Origin of the sequence: Kroppenstedtia sanguinis (genome assembly GCF_050433445.1) — a bacterium.
GTDB lineage: Bacteria > Bacillota > Bacilli > Thermoactinomycetales > DSM-45169 > Kroppenstedtia > Kroppenstedtia sanguinis.
This window is the reverse complement of record NZ_JBNPXF010000014.1, coordinates 29,231-51,264: the sequence shown is the minus strand read 5'-3', so window position 1 is coordinate 51,264 and position 22,034 is coordinate 29,231. Positions and strand designations below refer to the sequence as shown.

Here is a 22,034-nt window from a genome sequence, read left to right as displayed (position 1 = left end):
GAACTCATTGATCGAAGCCGTTCGCAAGCTGGGTGAACCGATGGCCAAACTAACACAACAAGAACAGGCCGATGCACTTGTTATGCAGGTGGCAGGAACTCAAGAAGGACGATCGGACTATGTTGTCTTCCTTGACTTTGATTTGACTACCCAAACGTTTTCCCTTGATGTGGAACCGATGACTATCGATTCCTCCTATCAATATTTCCACATCGGAACAGCAGATGGACCGAGTAGCGAACAGTGGATGCTGACTGGCACACGCCCGGATTATATCGTCTCACAAGCCTTGTACGCACTTATAAGAAGGCTTCCGGACTGTGAATGGAAGGACCGATTAGCTCAGGTTAAGCAAGATTTTTTTTATGATACAGGAGATAAACAAGGCATGAAAGCCCGTTATCGTTATGTCTTGGATGTTAAGTATCTGGGCGGAACCACGATGGAAGCATTGATGGAAGAAGCGCAGGGAGATGAGAAGAAAATTATTTCCCTTGTGGTGAAAGAGCTGAATCAAGCAGTTGAGAAACAGTTGGAGGTTAAATCAAAAGATGTTGCGCTTTGGGTACTTTCCGTAAATGGTGAATTTCCCCAACGAAGCGAACAATACCGTCAGCTGGCGTGGCAATTAAAAGAAGTTGCTTTTGAACGAGCAAAAAAAGGAAAATGTTCTTTGTGCAATGAAATGACCTCTGTTACAGATGACACAAGCAAATTAAAGTTCAAAAGCTATATAACCGATAAAATCAATTTTGCAAGTGGCGTTTCCAAGGATTTCTCGCGCAACTTTCAGCTGTGCCGAACCTGTCATCGTGAAATAATACTTGGTGAGATGCGGGTAATGGGGGAATTCTCGGCTCGGATTGGGAGGTTATCTCTTTATATCATCCCGGAAATCTTGTTTGACAACGACAGGATGCTTTCCGGTAAGTGGGGGCACGATGCAGTCAATCAGGGACGGGCCGTTCTGGATATGAAAGCTGCATATGAGATGGACGCAAAGCTACTGAAAGACACTTGGCATCAGTCACAGCTAAACAATCAATTTACGTTGCATTTTCTCTTCTACATTAAGCAACAGAACGAGTTCCGTGTAATTAAGTTGATAAAAGATGTTTCCCCTTCAAGATTAGTACGCCTGCAACAGATCACCTTTGATGTGGATGAATTGGGAAAAAGGTATTTTCGAAGTTGGAATGAACAAGAGCGCAGCGATTGGATGACTATCGACTTTAGGCAGATCTATTGGTTGTTTCCGCTGAAGGAAAGTCAGGGTCAACTGGTTGAGTATCGAAATCTGTTGCAACTGTACGATGCAATTTTTGCTAAAAAACCGATTGAGAAGCGTGTCCTAGTTTCTAAGTTGCTCGAATTAGCGAAAGTTTACCGCTTCGAACAGACAGGAGCTTATCAGCTATCGGCGCCTCTCGGTAACAATCGGGATTATGCTATGATTATTGGACTGTTGAAAGGGCTGTTGTTCCTGAAATATCTTGAAATGGCTTGTGTTTTAAGAGGAGGAGAAGCCATGGATGTTTCCTTGTTGACTGTCAAGGATGAATTAAAGGATTTCATTCAGAAAATGGGCTATAGTGAAAGTCAAACATCGTTGATTCTGTTGGGAATGCTGATCAATCAGGTGGCGCGAAAGCAGTATGATCACAATCTTACATCAAAACCGATCCTTGATAAGTTGAATTATCAAGGAATGAACCCCGGAAAGTTGCAACGACTCAGCACGGATGTGTTTGCTAAGATAAAGCAGTATAAAGCCTTATATCCGGCAAATGAAAAAATGTATGCGGATCATACCATGCTGTTGCACAAAAATCTGAAACGGTGGGATCTGTCCGATCAAGAAAATGTGTTCTATGTATTGTCCGGTTACGCGCTGGGAACAAGACGATTGGGTTTGGAAAGAGCAGAAGAAATCGTAGAGCGTAAGTCTATATGAAATAATACTGTATTTTTTGCAGGAGGAGGAAAAGCAAATGAACAATAGCGATTTGTTGTTTTTGTATGATGCGAAGTTGACGAATCCCAACGGTGATGCAGATGATGAAAACCGTCCGCGCATGGATTATGAAACGTCGCGCAATCTAGTGAGTGATGTACGCCTAAAGCGATATCTGCGTAACTTTTTGCAAGATGCTGGGCAAGAGATCTTTGTTGCGAACATCGAAAACAAAACGGTGAATGCTACAGCTCGCCTGGAGAATCTGTTTGAAGAGTATGACGGTAAAGTGAATATCAAAAAATTGGATACCGAACAAATTGAGTGGATGTTGGATCAATTGTTGGATGTTCGGCTGTTCGGGGCAACGATGCCGATTAAAGCGGAATCGGGTAAAGGATCGTCGTTGACATTTACTGGCCCGGTACAATTTAATTGGGGCTACTCACTCAACCCGGTCAGTTTGGTCGATTCGAGTAAAATTACATCTCACTTTAGTTCAGAAAGCAGCAACGAACGTGGTACTATGGGAAACGATTACCGCCTGTACTACTCGCTGATCGCTTTTCACGGAATTATCAGCGGTCGGCGGGCTGCACATACAAGGCTGAAGGAAGCCGATATTAGTCTGCTGGATCAAGCAATAGTCCGATCGATTCCGACCCAGGCGACCCGCAGTAAAATCGGTCAGTACCCGCGTTTGTACATACGCGTGGAATATGTTAATGATCAATTGGTTCTTGGTGATCTGCGGGATTTGATTCCCAACTTGGAAGATCCTAAAATCCGGGAGATCAATCAATACGAACTCCAAATGGAGGAATTGCGTCAAAAATTGGTGGATCACAAGCAACAAATCCACAGGATTCATTATTGGCATGACTCCAAACTGCAACTTGTTAGTGCAAACGGTCAGGGAACGTTGGAGGAAGTATTGGGATCGGAACTGAATGACCTGATGCACCTGCTTGATGTTTAAGGGGGGAGGACGGTGCAAACACAACCGATCCTAGTATTGAAGTGGTGGGGAGCAATGGCTCATTTCCGGAAATTTTATACCAACTCATCGTCACTTAGTTATGCCTTTCCCCCAAGAACAGTCATCATGGGTATGTTATCCGGCATTGTCGGATATGAGCGGGATACGTATTATGACCGCTTTGATCCCGAGGATTTCTATTGTGCTGTGGAATTGGTGGCACCCGTCAGGAAGATTTCGCAAACGGTGAATTACATTTTTGCCAAATCTGCAAAGGATTTGAACCGCTCGAGTGGTTCAACCCAAATTCCACTGGAAATTATTTTGAGCCGTCATTCAAAAAAACATGGGTACAGCCGGGTCTGCTACCGCCTGTTTATACGTCATCGGGATCTCAATATCATGCGCGAGTGGCAACATCGGGCACAAACAGGGTCCTTTTATTATCCGCCTTGCTTTGGATTAAGTGAATTCAGTTCTCAGTTGGAGTATGAAGCTTGGATTGATGGAGAAAAAATCAGCGAACTGCCGTCGGGAACACAGACGGAGATACATTCGGTGTGTTCGATGTCTGGCGTTGAACCGAAAGGATTGGAGTTGGACTTATGGGGGACTCGTCAATATTTGAAAGAACGTATGCCGCGGCATTTTTCGGGAAACCGTCAGCTTACGGAAACTGAACAATATATTTTTGAGCAACAAGGCAAGTCTATTTCCGGTACATTTCGCCATCCTGTGACCTGTATTGAGTTGGACGGAACAAAGAAGAACATCATGTGGATGTAGGGTAGGTGAACGATCATGTACTCCCATATCAAAAAAAACAAACAGGGTGAAGTAAAATGGAAGAAGCCACTTGTTCAACATTTGCAGGAGGTTGCAGACTCCGCAGATTATTTGTCCCCATTGCCGGACAGCCAGGATGAGAAGTTGCTCAAACAGATTCACCGTATCAACGCCTATGGACATGATTTCGGCAAATATACACCCTATTTTCAAACCTATTTATTGACCGGTGAAAAAGAGGGGAATTTGCACCACCATTCCTACATTTCGGCGGTGTGGACCGCATGGTTATTGAAAAAAAATAGTTTGAGGGAGGGGTGGGGGTGTTATGCCCCACTCCTAGGTTTTCTCGTTGTTCTTCATCATCATGGTGATCTTGGATCTCTGGAGCACGATATTCCCAAAGAAGAGGATACCAATGTAGAACTGGCTCGATTTTTGGGGCATGTAAGCCGCCACAGGGATAAAATCGAACAACTAAAAAAACAGATTGATAGCTTAATCCCCTATCAGGAAATTATTGAGAGTGATTACGCCTCGATGCTTGGAGTAGCTGTCAGTATCCAAGATTTCAGTGACCATCTTCTTGAAATATACGGGATGTTGGTTCAATTGAAAGAACAGCTGTCAGCAGAGAACAATAGCTTAAGAGTCAAACTGTTTTTCTATTTACAACTGCTTTTTTCTTTACTGATCGACGGGGACAAACATAGTGCCGCAAACCTATCCTTTATGGAAAGAAGACACCTGCCTGCAGATTTGGTAAATCGATACGCGGCGGATCATTTTAAGAAAAAACCGGAAACCACTCTTGACCATTTGCGTGTCGATTTTTCGCAAACAGCCATAGACCAACTTGCTCAATTTAATGTGAAGAGACGTCTTTATACGATAACTTCTCCGACTGGAACAGGTAAAACATTGATTTCTTTTGCGGTGGCTCTCGGGATGCGTGAGGAGATTAAGAAGGAGCTGGGGTATGAAGCGAGAATTATTTACGCTTTGCCTTTCACGAGTATCATCGAGCAAAATTACGATAAGCTACGAGAGGTCCTGTGTTATATTCCGGATTTCGATGGTTCGGAAGAGCGTTACTTATTGAAACATCATCACCTGGCAGAAGTTGCGTACAGGGAAAACAACGCAGATAAACCGATTTCCGATTCACTGCTTTTGATGGAGAGCTGGGAGTCAGAAGTTGTCATCACCACTTTTTATCAGCTGTTGCACAGTGTGATCGGGTTTAAAAACCGCTATTTGAAGAAAATTCACCAACTGTGTGGAAGTATTATCATCTTGGACGAAGTGCAGAATGTTCCCGCTGAATATTGGCCACTTCTCAATAATATGTTGAAACACTTATCGCAGCAGTTGGGGTGCTATATTTTGCTGTTAACAGCGACAAAACCTTTTATCTTCGAAAAAGGGGAAGCGCAGGAGTGGTTACCGTCAAACAAGGTGGAAAGATATTTTCAGTCCCTTAATCGGATGAAGATCGTTCCCATTCTTCCCGAGGATGGGGGTGGTTGGTCCGAGGATGAATGGATTGATCGTTTTATAGAGCGGTATGATGAAGAAAAGTCGCATTTACTCATTTTGAATACGGTGCAAAGCTCGATAAATATATATCAACGAGTAGCCAAACACATATGTGGCCAAAAAATATATTATTTATCGACAAATATTACACCACACGAGCGAATGAAGCGATTACGAGCCATTGGGGATGACTTAAAAAACAGGGAACCGATTGTTCTCGTCTCAACACAAGTCGTCGAAGCTGGAGTTGATCTTGATTTTGATGTCGTCGTCCGCGATCTTGCACCGATCGATAGTATAGTGCAAGCGGCAGGACGGGGTAATCGGAATGGACAACGTGCGCAAGGGACAATGTTTGTGCTCCCGATGATGCGCAATGAGACCAAAAGCGACTGCACTCTCGTCTATGGTGCCATCCATCGCAAACTTGCGATCGAAGGAATAACCCAGGATGTAATTCATGAACGTGACTTTCACCCCTGGATCGAGTCTTATTTTAAGCAAAAAATGAAAAAAACCAATCAAACGATTTCACGTCACATTTGGAACGGTGTACGATCCTTGCGTTTCCACGATCAGGACAATCCAAACAATAGTGAATCTGTTTCCCGCTTTAGGCTCATTGAACAACGGTTGGACATGGCCTCATTGTTCGTACAAATGGATGAAAAGGCTGAAAAAGTGTGGGAACGTTACATGACAGAAGTTGTGGCCCAGCCGGAGATGTTGTTACGGAAAGAAGCCTATCTCAAACTACGACGTGTATTTCAATCCTATGTGATCTCTGCACCATTGAAACGCGTTAAAAATTTGGAAGTATACGGTGGTGTATTTTTACTCCGGAAGGAACTGCTCAGTCAATATTACAAGGTAAACGACACTGGATTTATCCGTAATCCGGAAGATGCAGATGTGTGGATGCTATAAGAAGGCGTAGTAACCATTTGGAAGAGTGGTGGTGTTGTGCAAGTAACAGGAACGCTGGTCTGGTACTATTTTATCTGTCACCGGGAAGTATGGTTGATGGCCCGCCAAATTATTGCAGACCAGGATCACGAGGATTTGGATATGGGACGATTTGTTCAGGAAACGTCTTATTCCAGGGAGAAAAAAGAAGTTGCAATTGATAACATTCGGGTCGACCTGATCCATCATGATGGTGAAGAATTTGTAATCAGTGAAGTGAAGAAATCTTCCCGATTTGAACAGAGTTCCCGTATGCAACTGTTATTTTATTTGTACAAGTTCAAACAAAAAGGAGTCAATGCAAGGGGAGAATTGAGATTTCCCAAAGAAAAAAGGAAAGAGACTGTTCGCTTGACAGGAGATAGGGAGAAGGAATTAGAGCGAATTATCGACCACATTCAAAGGATCACTAAGCAACCAGTACCTCCCCCGCCTGTCAAATGTAAATACTGCGGGAAGTGCGCCTATTACGAATCCTGCTGGGTATAAAACAAGAGGTGACTAAGTGAAAAAAACGCTTTATATTTTCCAAAATGGAAATCTCAGACGAAAAGATCAAACCCTGCGGTTGGAAACGGAAGAGGGAAACAAGTATATTCCTGTTGAGGATACCCAGGAAATCCTGATTTTTGGTGAAGTTGATTTCAATAAACGATTACTTGAATTTCTTTCGCAGAAAGAGATCATCTTGCATATTTTTAACCATTACGGTTATTATGCAGGTTCCTTTTATCCCAGGGAGCACCTCAATTCGGGTTATATGATTTTAAAGCAGGCAATGAGTTATCAGGATGAAGCAAAAAGGATGGAATTGGCGAAATCCTTTATTAACGGCGCGGTCCATAACATTTTGCAAGTGATGAAGTATTACCAAAATCGTGGGAAAAACGTCGCTTCAATCATAGAAAGCATCACCCCTTTACAAGAAATGATAAGTACGAGTACAACAGTTGAAGAGTTAATGGCATTGGAAGGGAATATAAGGGGCTATTACTATCAATCATTTGATCATATTTTAGAAAATGAAAATTTCACTTTTGAAAACAGGTCAAAACAGCCGCCCAAAAATGAAATGAATGCTCTTGTGAGTTTTGGCAACACCATGCTCTATACTGCTGTCTTGAGCGAAATATATAAAACGCATCTGGATCCCCGTATTGGTTTTTTACATGCAACCAATTTTCGGCGGTTCACATTAAATTTAGATGTGGCTGAAGTATTCAAGCCAGTACTTGTCGATAGACTAATTTTTAGTCTTGTAGCAAAAAAGATGATAACTATGAAAGATTTTGATCGGCGTGCAGGAGGGACATTTTTGACTGATCGTGGGAAGAAGGTATTTATTACTGAATGGGACAAGCGATTAAAGACAACCTTCAAGCACCGGGATTTGGGACGGAGTGTTTCCAATCGCCGTTTAATTCGTCTGGAGCTCTACAAACTGCAGAAACATCTCATAGAAGAAAAAAATTATGTACCATATAAGGCTAAGTGGTAACAGAGAGGATGATTCAATTGTTTCGTTATTCTTGTGTATGATATCGGACAGAAACGGGTAGCCAAGGTATTGAAAACGTCACGCAAGTATTTAAATTGGGTGCAAAATTCGGTATTAGAAGGAAACATCTCACGTGTCAACTATGAAAAGTTAAAAGCTGAACTGAACACCATAATTAAACCCGAAGTGGATTCGGTGATCTTTTACACCTTCCGTACGACGAAGTATTCGAAAAGAGAGATTATCGGCATACAAAAAGGGGGCGAGGAAGTCATATTATAATTATGCATGTGATGAGTCAGAAATGGCACCTAAATATTGTAATGAATTATCCTTATCAAAAGTCGTCGATTCCCGGTGTTGTAAAAGCCCCTATGGGTCGACGACTTTTTTGAATCCCAAACTCTCCGTTACAGCCACGATTGATCAGACAAAACTTATAATCCCAACAAGAACACATGTCAGGATCAATCTTGAAACTCAATAACCATGTCTTAGAACCCACCTATGAGAAATTGAAACGGATTTAATCCAGGTCTTTTGGTTGCTTATGAAGGGAATCGAAGGTCCCTCTACTCTTGATTCGATCTCATGAGTTGCAAAGACGTCCCTTTATATCGAGCTTTTCATCTGTTAATCTATCGATTTGATTGAATGGCAAGTAATTTTCCGAAATTACCTAAATTAACATGTCGCCGATCTCCAGTCGTGCAAAAACCCCTGGGGGATTGACGACATTTGTTATGAGTGATTCAGATGAATCTATCAAGGACTTCGGCGTTTGCCAGCGAAAATCCATCGGAAATCGAAGTTTATTTGGATGGGCGATAGGCATGGGGTTAAAATGGGTTTAGATCCTACCTATGAGGAATTGAAACAGTCTATTTGCTCGCTCTTGTAGGATCGTAACTCAGTTTAGATCCTACCTATGAGGAATTGAAACCTGTCTTGCGGTTTACTGTTACTTGAACTAACCATGTTTAGATCCTACCTATGAGGAATTGAAACCTGGCTTGGTGACTCTGAAACGGAAACATCTAAGGTTTATAACGTACCTATGAGGAATTGAAACCGAGATTCCTGTTCAGCCTGATGTGGTGGCCGAAGCGAGTTTATAACGTACCTATGAGGAATTGAAACGAATATTGATCTTGATCTTTTTGGTCCTTTTCGTCTTTCGTTTATAACGTACCTATGAGGAATTGAAACTTTCTTCTCTTCCCGCTTCCTCTGTTCCTCTCGGTAACGTTTATAACGTACCTATGAGGAATTGAAACTCATCGTGTCTGACTCTTGCCAGATCGCCGAAAATGTTTATAACGTACCTATGAGGAATTGAAACTATGGAACTAGCACTATGCAGCAAATCGCGCCGACTCGTTTATAACGTACCTATGAGGAATTGAAACCCTTCCGTGAATCGTCCTTTGTTTTCGTTGAACCGTGTTTATAACGTACCAATGAGGAATTGAAACTGAGGATACAGGGTCTTGTTCCTTAGTTACTCGATTGCCACCCTGCCTTCTTCTGTTGCGGAGCCGATTGAATATCGAGGGATATGCCGAAATTACCCAAATTAAAATGTCGTCGATCTCCAGTCGTGCAAAAACCCCTGGGGATCGACGACATTTGTTATATAGTGATTCAGGTGAGTCTATCAAGGATTTCGACGTTTGCCAGCGAAAATCCATCGGAAATCGAAGTTTGATTTGGATCTTGAAAAGGCGATAGGAATGGGGTTAAAATGGGTTTGTAACGTACCTATGAGGAATTGAAACGAATGAGGACGCGAAGGGAGGGGGAATGGATGGCAGGTTTGTAACGTACCTATGAGGAATTGAAACTCAGGATTTTGTTTGCATTATGTTTGCAAACCGTTGTTTGTAACGTACCTATGAGGAATTGAAACTCATGGTTTTTGAAAGGACAATTTGTCCAAGAAGGGAGTTGAGTTTGTAACGTACCTATGAGGAATTGAAACCAACTTTATCAAGGAAATTGGGATGTACTGCCGGGGAGTTTGTAACGTACCTATGAGGAATTGAAACCTCCCAACAGGAACCGAAAGGAGATAAACCACATGGTTTGTAACGTACCTATGAGGAATTGAAACTCCACTCGGGCCACTTGAGAAGGAAGAACCCGAAAAGTTTGTAACGTACCTATGAGGAATTGAAACTGGGATTTTTTCGGAAGGATCGGCAGCCGTCAGCTAATGTTTGTAACGTACCTATGAGGAATTGAAACCATCGAGAAAAATGGCAGCATAAAAAGAACCGGGTGGGTTTGTAACGTACCTATGAGGAATTGAAACTGGGCGGCACGCCGGATACTACCGTACCGAAAGTGGAGTTTGTAACGTACCTATGAGGAATTGAAACTGAGGATACAGGGTCTTGTTCCTTAGTTACTCGATTGCCACCCTGCCTTCTTCTGTTGCGGAGCCGATTGAATATCGAGGGATATGCCGAAATTATCCAAATTAAAATGTCGTCGATCTCCAGTCGTGCAAAAAAACCTGGGGACCGACGACATTTGTTATGTAGTGATTCAGGTGAGTCTATCAAGGAATTCGGCGATTGCCAGCGAAAATCTATCGGAAATCGAAGTTTGATTTAGATCTTGAAAAGGCGATAGGCATGGGGTTAAAATGGGTTTAGAATGTACCTATAAGGAATTGAAACGTTGGTGTCTCCCCCGTCTCCCGGATCTGTGCCGCCATCGTTTAGAATGTACCTATAAGGAATTGAAACATCGAACGGAAGAACAGGTTCAAAAAGCCCAGATAGCCTGGTTTAGAATGTACCTATAAGGAATTGAAACTCTGATTGAAAACTCCCCAGGTGGCCAAAGCCAGGCGTTTAGAATGTACCTATAAGGAATTGAAACTGGCCATGTGGCCTATGTGACCGCGGTGGATGGCTCCAAGTTTAGAATGTACCTATAAGGAATTGAAACCCGCCAGTTGGACACCTTCCTCCCCCTTCGCCAAGACGTTTATAGCGTACCTATAAGGAATTGAAACTCATTAATTGCTTTAAACCCGCTCCTTCCTTGGTCGTTTAGATCCAACCAAAAAAATTGAGACTCCGGTTGCGGATCTTCGACGGAATCAGCGAAAAACTTCATCATTCAAAAAAACCACCCTTCACCCGATTTTTCCTCGGATGGAGGGTGGTTTACTTAGCGGTTCCTTGCCTTGGGGACGTTCCTCGGATGATTCATTAAACAGATTCTTTCCATAATAATTCTTCCTTGTCCATTCCCGGAGGGCTGTTACTCAAGGCCCGATGTCGCTGATATATTCGGGAAACTCCTGTAAAAAGATTTTGGCTACTTCTTCGTATTCTTCATCCGGGAGGTCGTGCAGCTGTTCGTCGGCGAGGCGGAAGAAGAAGGGGGTGGGGTTGCCGGGAGGGCGGCGGTAGTACATGCCGATCAGATGGCCCTGGGCGTGGAAGGTGGCGCCGAGGACGACGGGAAAGGTTCCCTCGTCGGTTTCCAGTTGGCGGAAGAAGAAGGGCTCCAGATGATTCCAGAGGGTCTCCTCGTAGGTTTCGCCGGGGTGGGTGAGGGTGAGGGTGTCTCCATCTTCTTCGGCGATGAATAGCTGTTTTTTGGCCTCCTTGGACCAGAGGAGGAGGAGATGTTTGATATGTTCGTGGATAAAGACGTATTGATGAGGGGTGGAAAAGTGGATATTCACAGCGTTTTCTCCCTTCTCCGTAGGATGGTGAGGCTAATATACCATGTTTTCAGAAAAGGAGAAACCATGAAGTCCCCATTGACCGGCCGGGGCTTTCTATTGTTTTAAAAAGATCAGATGATGGGGATGTAGCCCACTCCGCGATCTTGTCTCCCATTCCCAGCAATTAGGTGTATATGATGGCGATCGAAAGGCATACACTGGGAACAAACGTTTCGGAAGTGATGAGGATGGTGGAGACGGTATTGCAGCTGGCGGTTCGGCAAAAGGAGACCGTAGATCTGATCTATCTGGATCGGAAGGGGCATTTGACCCAACGGCGGGTCCGAATTTTGGAATTGGGGGAGACAGAGGTGCGGGTCTTCTGTTGGAAACGAAAAGCTTTCCGGAGATTACGCTGGGAGGGAATCTTGGCGGTGGAGAGGAATGAGAGCCAGAGGTAATCGGATAGAAATGTGTCTTTTTCATGAAGCAGGGGGGATGTCCTTTTTTCGCCGGGTCACAAGTATTTTCCGTATCAGAAAAGCATGCTATACTTGACGTGAACGTTGTGTTTTTTCCGGACGGTATTTGACGTCCGCGGATTACAGGGCCTGGATATGATTTACCGGCAGGTCCGGATGCAGGAGGGTGGAAGATGAGCTCCCAAACGAACTCCCAAGATCAACAACATGAAGAAAACGATTTTCTCGACATGGTGAAGGGGACGGCTCTCTTTACCGGGCTATTCATGGGAATTGCTCTGATCGGTGGGATTCTGGCCGAGGTGTTGAAGTAATCTGTAGCGGGGAGGGCTGGTGACAGCCCTCGTTTTTGATGCCTGGATTCCGAAGCCAGATGGGATTATCGTCAGTTTTTACAGAGAAAATTCCATCTCAGGAAGTGATATGGAAGGCGAAACCCCGTCAGTTGGCAATAGGTTCATGCTTGCGCTATACTTTCAGGGGGTTGAATTGGTTTTCCCCTACATAAGAGCACGGGCAAACCAGCTGCAGCCGGATCGGTTCTCGGCCGGACAGGCTGTGTATCCATCATTTTTCACGGATAGGGGGATGGGACATGAACGTACATGAGTATCAGGGAAAAGAAATTCTGAAGCAGTACGGGGTGGTCGTTCCCCGCGGCCACGTGGCTTTTACCCCGGAGGAGGCGGTGGATGCCGCCAAGGAATTAGGTGGGGATCTGTGGGTGGTTAAAGCTCAGATCCACGCAGGGGGCCGGGGAAAAGCCGGCGGAGTGAAGTTGGCCAAAAGCTTGGATGAGGTGAAACAATACGCTGACGAGCTTCTGGGCAAAACGCTAGTCACCCATCAGACCGGACCGGAAGGAAAAGAAGTGAAACGCCTCTTGATCGAGGAAGGCTGCAAGATCGAGAAGGAGTATTACGTGGGTGTGGTGATCGACCGTTCCACGGACCGGGTGACGATGATGGCTTCGTCAGAGGGGGGCACCGAGATTGAAGAGGTGGCTGCCCAAACCCCGGAAAAAATTGTGAAAGTAGTCGTCGACCCAGCAGTGGGTCTTCAGCCCTTCCAGGCGCGGCAACTGGCTTTTGCGATCGGGATTCCGAAAAAACTGGTCAATAAAGCCGTTAAATTCATGACTGGTCTGTACCAGGCCTTTGTGGAGAAGGACGGTTCTCTGGCGGAAATCAACCCGCTGATCACAACGACGGACGGCCAGGTGATGGCGCTGGATGCCAAACTGAACTTTGATTCCAATGCTCTTTACCGCCATCCTGAGGTGATGGAACTGCGGGACTTCTCCGAAGAGGATTCCAAAGAGATTGAAGCCTCCAAGTTCGATCTGACTTATATCGCCCTCGATGGAAACATCGGTTGCATGGTGAACGGAGCGGGGTTGGCTATGGCTACCATGGACATCATCAAGCATTACGGTGGGGAACCGGCCAACTTTCTGGATGTGGGAGGCGGGGCCACCACGGAAAAAGTGACGGCTGCCTTCAAAATTATCCTGGAAGATCCCCAGGTTCAAGGCATCTTGGTCAACATTTTCGGCGGGATCATGAAGTGTGACGTGATCGCTGAAGGGGTCGTGGAAGCGGCCAAAGAGATCGGTTTGGACCGTCCGCTGGTGGTACGGCTGGAAGGGACCAATGTGGAGCTCGGCAAAAAGATTTTGAATGAATCGGGTCTCAAGATCACAGCAGCCGATTCCATGGCCGATGCTGCGGAAAAAATCGTCTCCCTGGTGAAGTAAAGGATAAGTTCATCACATCTGGAAAGGAAAGGCGGGTTCCAACTTGAGCATTTTCATCAACAAAGATACGAAAGTGATCACGCAGGGGATTACCGGAAAAACCGGTCTGTTCCACACCCAAGGCGGGCTGGAATACGGCACACAAATGGTCGCCGGCGCTGTGCCAGGCAAGGGTGGCACCCAGGTGGAGATCACCCTGGAAGATGGCGAGGTCAAATCCGTTCCGGTATTTGATACGGTGGTGGAAGCGAAGGAGAAGACCGGAGCCAATGCGTCAGTGATCTATGTTCCCCCGGCATTTGCGGCGGATGCGATCATGGAAGCGGTAGATGCAGACCTGGATCTGGTGATCTGTATTACCGAAGGCATTCCGGTGATCGATATGGTGAAAGTGAACCGTTATATGGAAGGAAAGCGGACACGCTTGATCGGCCCGAACTGTCCCGGAGTGATCACTCCAGGGGAAAGTAAGATCGGTATCATGCCGGGCTATATTCATACTCCGGGACGAGTGGGTGTCGTCTCTCGCTCCGGCACTCTGACCTATGAAGCGGTTCATCAGCTGACCCAGCGGGGAATCGGTCAATCTACCGCTGTGGGGATCGGGGGAGATCCGGTCAACGGAACCAACTTTATTGATGTGTTGGAACGGTTCCAGCAAGATCCGGACACTTCAGCGGTCATCATGATTGGAGAAATCGGTGGGACTGCTGAGGAAGAGGCAGCGAACTGGATTCAAGCTCACATGACCAAACCGGTGGTCGGTTTCATCGGTGGTCAGACTGCCCCTCCGGGCAAGCGGATGGGTCACGCCGGTGCCATCATTTCCGGCGGCAAAGGAACAGCGAAGGAAAAGGTGGCCAAGCTGGAAGCCTGTGGGGTGGCAGTCGCTCCGACCCCGGCGGATATTGGCGAAACCCTGGTTCGGGTCCTGAAAGAGAAAGGCTTGCTGGAAGAGTGCACCACGGCGAAATAACATCAGAGCTTTTGCTAAAGGGATCTCCTAGGGGGATCCCTTTTTTATTTACTTAGGAAGGAGAGGATGGGGTGAAGGCTTGGGAGGAGCGGGAGGGACTGGTGGCGATGCACCAGATCCGGGGTGTCGGATGGGGGACACTGAACAAATTACGACAGGCAGGCTGGGATCCGGGTCGACCAGCGGAGGAGGAAGAGATGCACATGTGGCGGGAAGCGGGTATCCCTTCTGCCACGATCCACCGCATTCAGAAAAAATGGACTCCCCGTTGGGTGGAACAGGTGGCAGAGGAGTTGGCAAAGCGGGAAATTCAGGCGGTCACCCTACTGGATGATGACTATCCGCCGCTGTTGGGACAATTGTCTCAGCCGCCCTGGGTATTGTATGTGCGAGGGGATGTCTCTTACCTTCAGGGTCCCGGTCTGGCGGTGGTGGGGACTCGCAAAACGACCTCTTACGGAAAACAGGTGACGCGACAATTTGCAGGGGATATCGCCAAGCGGGGTTGGACGGTGGTGAGTGGTCTGGCTGCCGGGGTGGATGGAGAGGCCCATCGGGCTGCTTTGGAAGTTGGAGGAAGGACGGTAGCCGTGCTGGGTTGTGGTGTGGACGTGGTTTACCCGCGCCATCACCGGGATCTTTACAAAGAGGTGGTGAGGAAGGGAGCAGTGATTTCTGAGGCACCTCCAGGAATGGAGCCTCACCCCGGGTTGTTTCCCCAGCGAAACCGGATCATCAGTGGGTTGAGCTGGGGGACGTTGGTGGTGGAGGCGGCGGAGAAGAGTGGGTCTCTGATCACGGCACATCACAGTTTGGAGCAAGGACGGGAGGTTTTTGCCGTGCCTGGACCTGTCACCTCAACCTGGAGTCAGGGTACCAACCGTCTGATCCGGGAGGGAGCTAAATGTGTGATCGATGCAGAGGATCTGTGGACGGAGCTGACTTTCGTTCCCCAGCCGGAAACTCCTTCGCAAAAGGAATCTCTCCCCGAAGCTGATCTGGAGCCGCAGGAGCAGGTTCTCTTGGAGCTGCTGGGGGAGCATCCCTTGACGGTGGATTCCTTAGCGGATCGCACAGACATGTCCCTCGGAGAATTACACCGGCAACTCCTTCAGCTACAGGTGAAAGGGTGGGTCCGACAGTTGCCTGGAGCTCAGTTCATGAAAAAGTGAGAGTTTCCCAATTTGGCATCTTCCGTTGAAGGTGCTTATTTTTTTGTTTCCATGGCATCTGCTCATTTCCAACCATACTTCTTTTACATATAGAAATACAGGCGTGTTGATTAGTCATATTTTAGGCAGGAACTAAGGTCGGGATGGTTGGACTTTGATTCGCCTTTGCGCTCTTTGCAAGAGATCGTAGCCCTCCCACCCTCCCCGTCCCCTCAAGCCATATTTTACGATGGAGGCAAGGGAAAGAGCGAAAGGTCAGTTTTGGTTCCACCACCCATTTCCTGATTAATCAACAGCCCTGATAAAAATAGAAACGGGCAAAGGAGTGATCCCTCGATTATGGCTGGATCCAGTCAAGTAATCCTAGAGCATCAGCGGAAAAAGAAACGATTCGCTGTTCGTCCGCTTGAGGTGGTCAGATTGGCGTGTCATTTTTCCCGTGTGCGGGTGGCAAAGATGGCATTGCGTCCCGGGGATTTTGTCCGGGTAACCTGCAAGAGACGCACGGCGATTGTTTTCAACTCCTTCCGCGCTTTCAATCGGGGAACTATCCATCTGCGGCGGGGAGAGTTTGTCACTTTTATCGGTGATTTCCGTCGCAAAAAATCGCGATCGCGGTAACAGATCGATCGGGGAGGGGGAATCCCTCCCTTTTTTAATGGGATGCTTAGCTGGAAGTGAAGGAGTGGCTACACACCTCCCGCTAGGTAAACTCCGTTCCCGTTATGGTGTTGCGGAGAGGGGCAGCTGAGGTTTCGCATTTCCAAAAACCGTTGCTTTGTTTTGGGAGATGGGATAGAATGAGGGATATCAATTTTTCGGAAGAAGGAGGTGGAAAGGTCCATGTGTAGTCAACTCTCTATCACTGCAAGTACGATGAATCGGATCTCGCCGCAGTTGTGCCTTGTAGCGGTACTTCATGGGATCCGTTTATCTTTGCTTGGAAAAACAAGTAAATTCATTCGTCTACGCAAGGGATTCCTTTCCATCTCCTGCGCGGTCCATTCTGTTCTGGCTCCCTGGGCGGGGCAGGCATAGAACGCATTCGGGACCCGGGAACCATGGGCAAAGGAACCCTTGCTCATGGTTCTTTTTTGTGTCCGAAAAAAACAGAGGAATGGAGGGGAAACCGATGCGTTGGAAAGAGTGGGATTTGAATTTGAAAATCCGACTGTTGGGTGAAGGGATGGTCAACATCCTGTTCTGGATGTTCTTTCCTTTCATGGCGATCTATTTTGCCGAGTCCTTTGGCAAAGGAACCGCCGGTGCGCTGTTGATTGTATCCCAGGTGATCGGGGTATTGGCCAACGTAATCGGGGGTTATTGCGCCGACCGGTTCGGCCGCAAGCGGATGATGTTGATCGCGTCAGTGGTGGATGGGATTGCTTTTGTCTTTTTTGCTTTGGCCAACTCTCCTTGGTACCATTCCCCGATGCTGACCTTCATCTGTTTCAGTGCCCTAGGCATTTCCAATTCTCTGTACTTGCCTGCCAGCCACGCGATGGTGGCGGATCTGGTGAAACCGAAACACCGGAATGAAGTGTTTGCGGTATTTTACACCACGGTCAATATCGCAGTGGTGGTCGGTCCGATTCTAGGTGGAATCTTCTTCTTCAAGTACCGATTTGCCTTGCTTGTGGTCGCCGCGCTGATCAGTCTACTTGTGGCTGTAGCGATTAGCTATTGGATTCGGGAGACGGTGCCCCAAAAGGGAGAGACATCCGGATTTCCAGAAGGGAAAAAGTTGCCTTGGTACCGCTTTTTGTGGGTTCAGTTGCAGGATTATCGGGTGATTCTGTCTGACCGCAACTTTATGTTGTTTATCGTGGCGGGAATTCTGGTAGCCCAGACCTTTATGCAATTGGACCTGACTGTAGCGGTTTACGTCAAGGAGGCGATCTCGCAACAGACACTGTTTTCTTTCGGGAATCGGTCGATTCAGACGGGAGGGGCGGAGTTTTTCGGTTGGCTGTTGGCTTTAAACGGGTTCTTGGTGGCTCTGTTGACTGTCATCGTGACCCGTTGGGTGAACCGGTTTCCGGAAGGGCGTGTTTTTATCCTCTCTTCTCTCTTGTACGGAGTGTCGATGTGGGTATTTGGAAGTTCCACAGCCCTCTGGGTGGCGGTGGCAGGGATGATTTTCCTGACGGCAGGGGAATTGGCTGTGGTCGGAATCCAGGAAGGATTTGTCTCCAAGTTGGCTCCGCAGAATATGCGGGGACAATATTTTGCCGCTGCCAGCCTGCGCTTTTCGATCGGCCGGGCGATCGCTCCTGTGGCCATTCCAGCCACGGCTTGGGTCGGATATGGATGGACTTTCTTCTTGTTAGGGATCTGTGCTTTCGTCAGTGCGGGGGTGTATCAGCTCCTGTTCCGTCGGTTGAATCGGGCGCCTGAGTATCGCCGTTTGTCGAGGGCACAAGGGAGCGGCTCCCTGGAAGAGGGGGTGTCATCCTAGGTAGCCGGCAGGATTTTGATAGTGAGGAAACGAATCATTCATAAAGCCTGTTCCCGTAACGGGAAGCAGGCTTTTTCCTTATGCAAGAGAACCCTGAAAATGGATAGACTTCAAATCACCTCATTGCTCAGGGGCTTCTCCATTTGATATGGTACAAGAGCGACAGGAACCGATCCACTCCAGATCCGTCAGCTTTACCTCTGGGGTTTATACCCTGTGGCGAATTGGGTAAAGATTGACATTAGAATGATGATCAGTATTACGGTTTATTTTTTAGAGAGGGGGTCGAGGCATGGCCGATTCTTTGGTCATTGTCGAATCGCCCGCCAAAGCGAAAACCATCAGTAAGTATTTGGGGAGAAAATATATCGTCAAAGCCTCGATGGGTCACGTGCGGGATTTGCCCAAAAGTCAACTGGGCGTGGACACTGAAAACGGATTCCAACCAAAATATATCACGATCCGGGGGAAAGGGGATGTCCTCAAGGAACTGAGAGACGCCAAAAAAAAGGTGAAGCGTGTCTATCTGGCGGCTGACCCGGATCGGGAAGGGGAAGCCATCGCCTACCATCTGGCTCACAGCCTCAATATGGAGGTGGATGAAGAGTGCCGGGTGGTGTTTAACGAGATCACCAAACAGGCGGTCAAAGATGCCTTCAAGCATCCGCGCAAGATTGACCTGGACTTAGTTCAGGCGCAACAAGCGCGCAGAATTTTGGATCGTCTGGTGGGATACGGGATCAGCCCAGTACTGTGGAAGAAAGTGAGAAAGGGACTCTCCGCGGGACGGGTCCAATCGGTAGCCGTCAAGTTCATCATCGACCGGGAAAAGGAGATCCGTAATTTCCAACCGGAAGAATACTGGACGGTGACAGCGGTTCTGGACGCGAAGGGGGAGACTTTGGAAGCGAAGTTTCACGGATACGGAAAGAAGAAGAAAGAACTGAAAAATGAGGCAGAGGTTCAAGAGCTGCTGGAAGCGATCAAGGGTAAACGGTTTACTGTGGAGGAAGTGAAACAGAGTGAGCGGCGGCGCAACCCCGCCCCGCCTTTCATCACGAGCTCGTTGCAACAGGAAGCGGCCCGCAAGCTCAACTTTCGTGCAGCGAAAACGATGACGATTGCCCAGCAGCTCTATGAAGGGGTGAATCTAGGAAAAAAGGAGGGCTCCGTCGGTCTGATCACCTATATGCGGACAGATTCCACCCGGATCTCAGAAACCGCTCGCCAGGAAGCCCGGGAATACATCCAGGGAAAGTATGGGGACTCTTACCTTCCGGCTCGCCCCCGGACCCATAAAAAGCAGGCCGGGGCTCAGGATGCTCATGAAGGGATTCGTCCCACATCGGTTTTGCGGACACCTGCTGAGATGAAACCTCACCTATCCCGGGATCAGTATCGACTATACAAATTGATCTGGGAACGGTTTCTCGCTAGTCAGATGTCCCCTGCGGTTCTGGACCAGATCTCTGCCGACATTCAGGTGGGGGAGGCGCTGTTTCGGGCGACGGGATCCAAAATCAAGTTTCCTGGGTTTATGAAGGTGTATACCGAGGGCAATGATGATGGAACCAAGGAAGAAAACAAATTCTTGCCTGCGCTGGAGAAAGGGCAGCTACTGAAAAGAAAATCCATCCGCCCGCAACAGCATTTCACCCAACCTCCGCCCCGCTATACCGAAGCTCGTTTGGTAAAAACCCTGGAGGAAAAGGGAATCGGGCGCCCCAGCACCTATGCTCCCACGCTGAGTACGATTCAGAAGCGGGGCTACGTGATGCTGGAAGAACGGCGTTTTGTCCCGTCGGAATTGGGGGAGATTGTCATCTCCCTGATGGAGGAGTTCTTCCCTGAGATTCTGGATGTGGAATTTACCGTCAGCATGGAGGAAAGCCTGGACTACGTCGAAGAGGGCAAGGTGGATTGGGTCCAGATTTTAGAACGATTCTATGAAAAGTTTGCAAAGCGGTTGGAAGTGGCAGAGGAAGAGATGAAGGAAGTAGAGATTCAAGACGAGGTTTCCGATGAAGTCTGTGAAAAATGCGGAAGCCCGATGGTTTACAAATTTGGTCGTTACGGAAAATTCCTAGCCTGTTCAGGGTTTCCGGATTGCCGTAATGCAAAACCGATCCTGAAGTCCACAGGTGTTACCTGTCCCCGCTGCAAAGAAGGGGAGATCGTGGAAAGAAAAAGTAAAAGACAACGCACTTTTTATGGGTGTAGCCGCTATCCGGAGTGCGAGTTTGTCTCTTGGGACAAACCGAATCCTCGACCCTGCCCTCGTTGTAGCCATTTGATGGTGGAGAAGAAGAGGAAAAAGGGAACTATGATCCAATGTACTCACTGTGATTACCAAGAGGAGAAAAATTGAGGGGGAGGATCTATGACCCAAAGGGTAACGGTGATCGGAGCCGGTTTGGCCGGCAGTGAAGCGGCGTGGCAGTTGGCCTGTCGCGGTGTGGACGTCCGCCTGGTGGAGATGCGACCGAAAAGGCAAACGCCGGCCCATCACACTGGGCAATTCGCGGAGTTGGTCTGTAGCAATTCACTCCGCTCCAATGATTTGAGCAATGCGGTCGGAATTCTGAAAGAGGAGATGCGGCAACTGGACTCCCTTATCCTCGGGTGTGCCGACACCCACTCCGTGCCCGCCGGGGGAGCGTTGGCCGTGGATCGGAAAGGTTTTTCCAATTGTGTAACCGAGAGGTTGCGCAATCATGAGAAGGTGGAGATCCTCGAAGAGGAGGTGGCAGAGATCCCCGACGGCATCACAGTGATTGCCACTGGCCCCCTCACTACCGATGCTCTCTCTCGGGAAATCCGCAAGCTGGCTGGTGAAGAGCATCTCTACTTTTACGATGCGGCAGCACCGATTGTGACTAAGGACAGTATCGATATGGATCAAGCATTTATTGCCTCCCGATACGGCAAAGGGGAGGCGGCGTATATCAACTGTCCGATGACGGAGGCGGAGTTTCGCCGTTTTTATAAAGCTCTGGTGGAGGCGGAAGTGAGTCCGCTGAAGGAATTTGAAAAGGAGATTTACTTTGAAGGCTGTATGCCTATTGAAGTGATGGCCCGTCGCGGGGAGAAAACCATCCTGTACGGTCCGATGAAACCTGTAGGGCTCACAGATCCCAGAACAGGGAAGCAACCTTATGCCGTGGTTCAGTTGCGTCAGGATAACGGGGCGGGTACTCTCTACAATCTCGTCGGATTTCAGACCCATCTGAAGTGGGGAGAACAGAAACGGATTCTCCAGATGATCCCCGGTCTGGAACAGGCGGAGATTGTCCGCTACGGGGTGATGCATCGCAATACCTTTATCAATTCACCGAGAGCACTTTTGCCGACCTATCAGTTTCGAGAGCGGAAGGATCTCTTCATCGCCGGGCAGATGACTGGGGTGGAGGGCTATGTGGAATCGGCGGCGGCGGGTCTGATCGCCGGCATCAACGCCGCTCGTCTGGCAATGAACGAAGCACCTGTCGTCTTTCCAACGGAAACGGCGATGGGCAGTTTGGCCCGTTATATTACAGAGGCGGATCCGAACCATTTTCAGCCGATGAATATCAACTTCGGCCTTTTCCCTCCCTTGGAAACCCGGGTGAAACCGAAGCGGGAGCGTGTTCGTCAACTGGCCGAGCGTGCTCTCGAATCCATGAAGGAATTCTCTTCTTATGTGACGGCAAAGGAAACTTCCGCTGGATAAGTCCACGCTGTTGTTGGGATTGGCAGGAACCGATCCTGGCAACAGCGTTGTCATTGGAATTCCCCTTTTTT

The 22,034-nt window shown here is 47.8% G+C and carries 17 protein-coding genes and 3 CRISPR repeat arrays; of the genes, 16 read left to right on the top strand and 1 reads right to left on the bottom strand.

Features of this window, described 5'->3' with window-relative positions; all coding sequences use genetic code 11:
* Nucleotides 1-7 precede the first annotated feature (7 nt).
* The 7 genes from JOD24_RS09920 to cas2 are packed head-to-tail and all read left to right on the top strand — an operon-like array spanning nt 8 to nt 8,004.
* Complete coding sequence (locus tag JOD24_RS09920; RefSeq protein ID WP_380163288.1) at nt 8-1,954, top strand: TIGR02556 family CRISPR-associated protein; 1,947 nt, start codon at nt 8-10, stop codon at nt 1,952-1,954.
* Nucleotides 1,955-1,991: 37 nt separating this feature from the next.
* Entirely contained in the window at nt 1,992-2,933 is a 942-nt protein-coding gene (gene cas7b / locus JOD24_RS09915) for a type I-B CRISPR-associated protein Cas7/Csh2 (protein WP_380163287.1), read from the top strand.
* Between the two features lie 12 nt (nt 2,934-2,945).
* Complete coding sequence (gene cas5 / locus JOD24_RS09910; RefSeq protein WP_380163286.1) at nt 2,946-3,719, top strand: CRISPR-associated protein Cas5; 774 nt, start codon at nt 2,946-2,948, stop codon at nt 3,717-3,719.
* Nucleotides 3,720-3,734: 15 nt separating this feature from the next.
* The gene (gene cas3, locus JOD24_RS09905; RefSeq protein ID WP_429246837.1) at nt 3,735-6,185 is read left to right on the top strand and encodes a CRISPR-associated helicase Cas3'; all 2,451 of its coding nucleotides are present in this window, start codon (nt 3,735-3,737) and stop codon (nt 6,183-6,185) included.
* Between the two features lie 36 nt (nt 6,186-6,221).
* Nucleotides 6,222-6,713, top strand: coding sequence for a CRISPR-associated protein Cas4 (gene cas4 / locus JOD24_RS09900; protein WP_429246836.1), 492 nt, complete (start codon nt 6,222-6,224; stop codon nt 6,711-6,713).
* A 16-nt stretch (nt 6,714-6,729) separates the two neighbouring features.
* The gene (cas1b, locus tag JOD24_RS09895; protein ID WP_380163283.1) at nt 6,730-7,722 is read left to right on the top strand and encodes a type I-B CRISPR-associated endonuclease Cas1b; all 993 of its coding nucleotides are present in this window, start codon (nt 6,730-6,732) and stop codon (nt 7,720-7,722) included.
* Nucleotides 7,723-7,749: 27 nt separating this feature from the next.
* Entirely contained in the window at nt 7,750-8,004 is a 255-nt protein-coding gene (gene cas2, locus JOD24_RS09890; protein ID WP_380163342.1) for a CRISPR-associated endonuclease Cas2, read from the top strand.
* A gap of 566 nt (nt 8,005-8,570) precedes the next feature.
* A CRISPR array of direct repeats spans nt 8,571-9,197; the repeat unit is 30 nt.
* Nucleotides 9,198-9,469: 272 nt separating this feature from the next.
* Nucleotides 9,470-10,103: direct repeats of the CRISPR family, unit length 30 nt; unit sequence GTTTGTAACGTACCTATGAGGAATTGAAAC.
* Between the two features lie 272 nt (nt 10,104-10,375).
* Nucleotides 10,376-10,747: direct repeats of the CRISPR family, unit length 30 nt.
* A gap of 255 nt (nt 10,748-11,002) precedes the next feature.
* Here the strand turns inward: cas2 and JOD24_RS09885 are convergent.
* Entirely contained in the window at nt 11,003-11,428 is a 426-nt protein-coding gene (locus JOD24_RS09885) for a hypothetical protein (protein WP_380163282.1), read from the bottom strand.
* A gap of 179 nt (nt 11,429-11,607) precedes the next feature.
* Here JOD24_RS09885 and JOD24_RS09880 point away from each other — a divergent pair, with 179 nt between their 5' ends.
* The 9 genes from JOD24_RS09880 (at nt 11,608) to trmFO (ending at nt 21,963) form a co-directional block, all read left to right on the top strand.
* Nucleotides 11,608-11,871: a hypothetical protein gene (locus tag JOD24_RS09880; RefSeq protein WP_429246835.1), complete on the top strand. Its 264-nt coding sequence runs from the start codon at nt 11,608-11,610 to the stop codon at nt 11,869-11,871.
* A gap of 194 nt (nt 11,872-12,065) precedes the next feature.
* The gene (locus JOD24_RS09875) at nt 12,066-12,206 is read left to right on the top strand and encodes a hypothetical protein (RefSeq protein ID WP_380163280.1); all 141 of its coding nucleotides are present in this window, start codon (nt 12,066-12,068) and stop codon (nt 12,204-12,206) included.
* 281 nt (nt 12,207-12,487) lie between these two features.
* Complete coding sequence (gene sucC / locus JOD24_RS09870; RefSeq protein ID WP_429246834.1) at nt 12,488-13,648, top strand: ADP-forming succinate--CoA ligase subunit beta; 1,161 nt, start codon at nt 12,488-12,490, stop codon at nt 13,646-13,648.
* Nucleotides 13,649-13,691: 43 nt separating this feature from the next.
* Entirely contained in the window at nt 13,692-14,624 is a 933-nt protein-coding gene (sucD, locus tag JOD24_RS09865; RefSeq protein WP_429246833.1) for a succinate--CoA ligase subunit alpha, read from the top strand.
* A 71-nt stretch (nt 14,625-14,695) separates the two neighbouring features.
* Nucleotides 14,696-15,796 carry a DNA-processing protein DprA gene (gene dprA, locus JOD24_RS09860; protein ID WP_429246832.1) on the top strand — a complete coding sequence of 367 codons (1,101 nt, stop codon included), beginning with the start codon at nt 14,696-14,698 and terminating at the stop codon, nt 15,794-15,796.
* 339 nt (nt 15,797-16,135) lie between these two features.
* Nucleotides 16,136-16,417 (top strand): hypothetical protein, encoded by a 282-nt coding sequence (locus tag JOD24_RS09855; RefSeq protein ID WP_380163276.1) that lies wholly within the window; start codon nt 16,136-16,138, stop codon nt 16,415-16,417.
* Nucleotides 16,418-16,928: 511 nt separating this feature from the next.
* Nucleotides 16,929-18,254, top strand: a complete 1,326-nt coding sequence (locus JOD24_RS09850; protein WP_380163275.1) for an MDR family MFS transporter — start codon at nt 16,929-16,931, stop codon at nt 18,252-18,254.
* A gap of 292 nt (nt 18,255-18,546) precedes the next feature.
* Nucleotides 18,547-20,622 carry a type I DNA topoisomerase gene (gene topA, locus JOD24_RS09845; protein ID WP_429246831.1) on the top strand — a complete coding sequence of 692 codons (2,076 nt, stop codon included), beginning with the start codon at nt 18,547-18,549 and terminating at the stop codon, nt 20,620-20,622.
* Nucleotides 20,623-20,634: 12 nt separating this feature from the next.
* Nucleotides 20,635-21,963, top strand: coding sequence for an FADH(2)-oxidizing methylenetetrahydrofolate--tRNA-(uracil(54)-C(5))-methyltransferase TrmFO (gene trmFO / locus JOD24_RS09840; protein WP_380163273.1), 1,329 nt, complete (start codon nt 20,635-20,637; stop codon nt 21,961-21,963).
* The last annotated feature ends 71 nt before the right edge of the window (nt 21,964-22,034 follow it).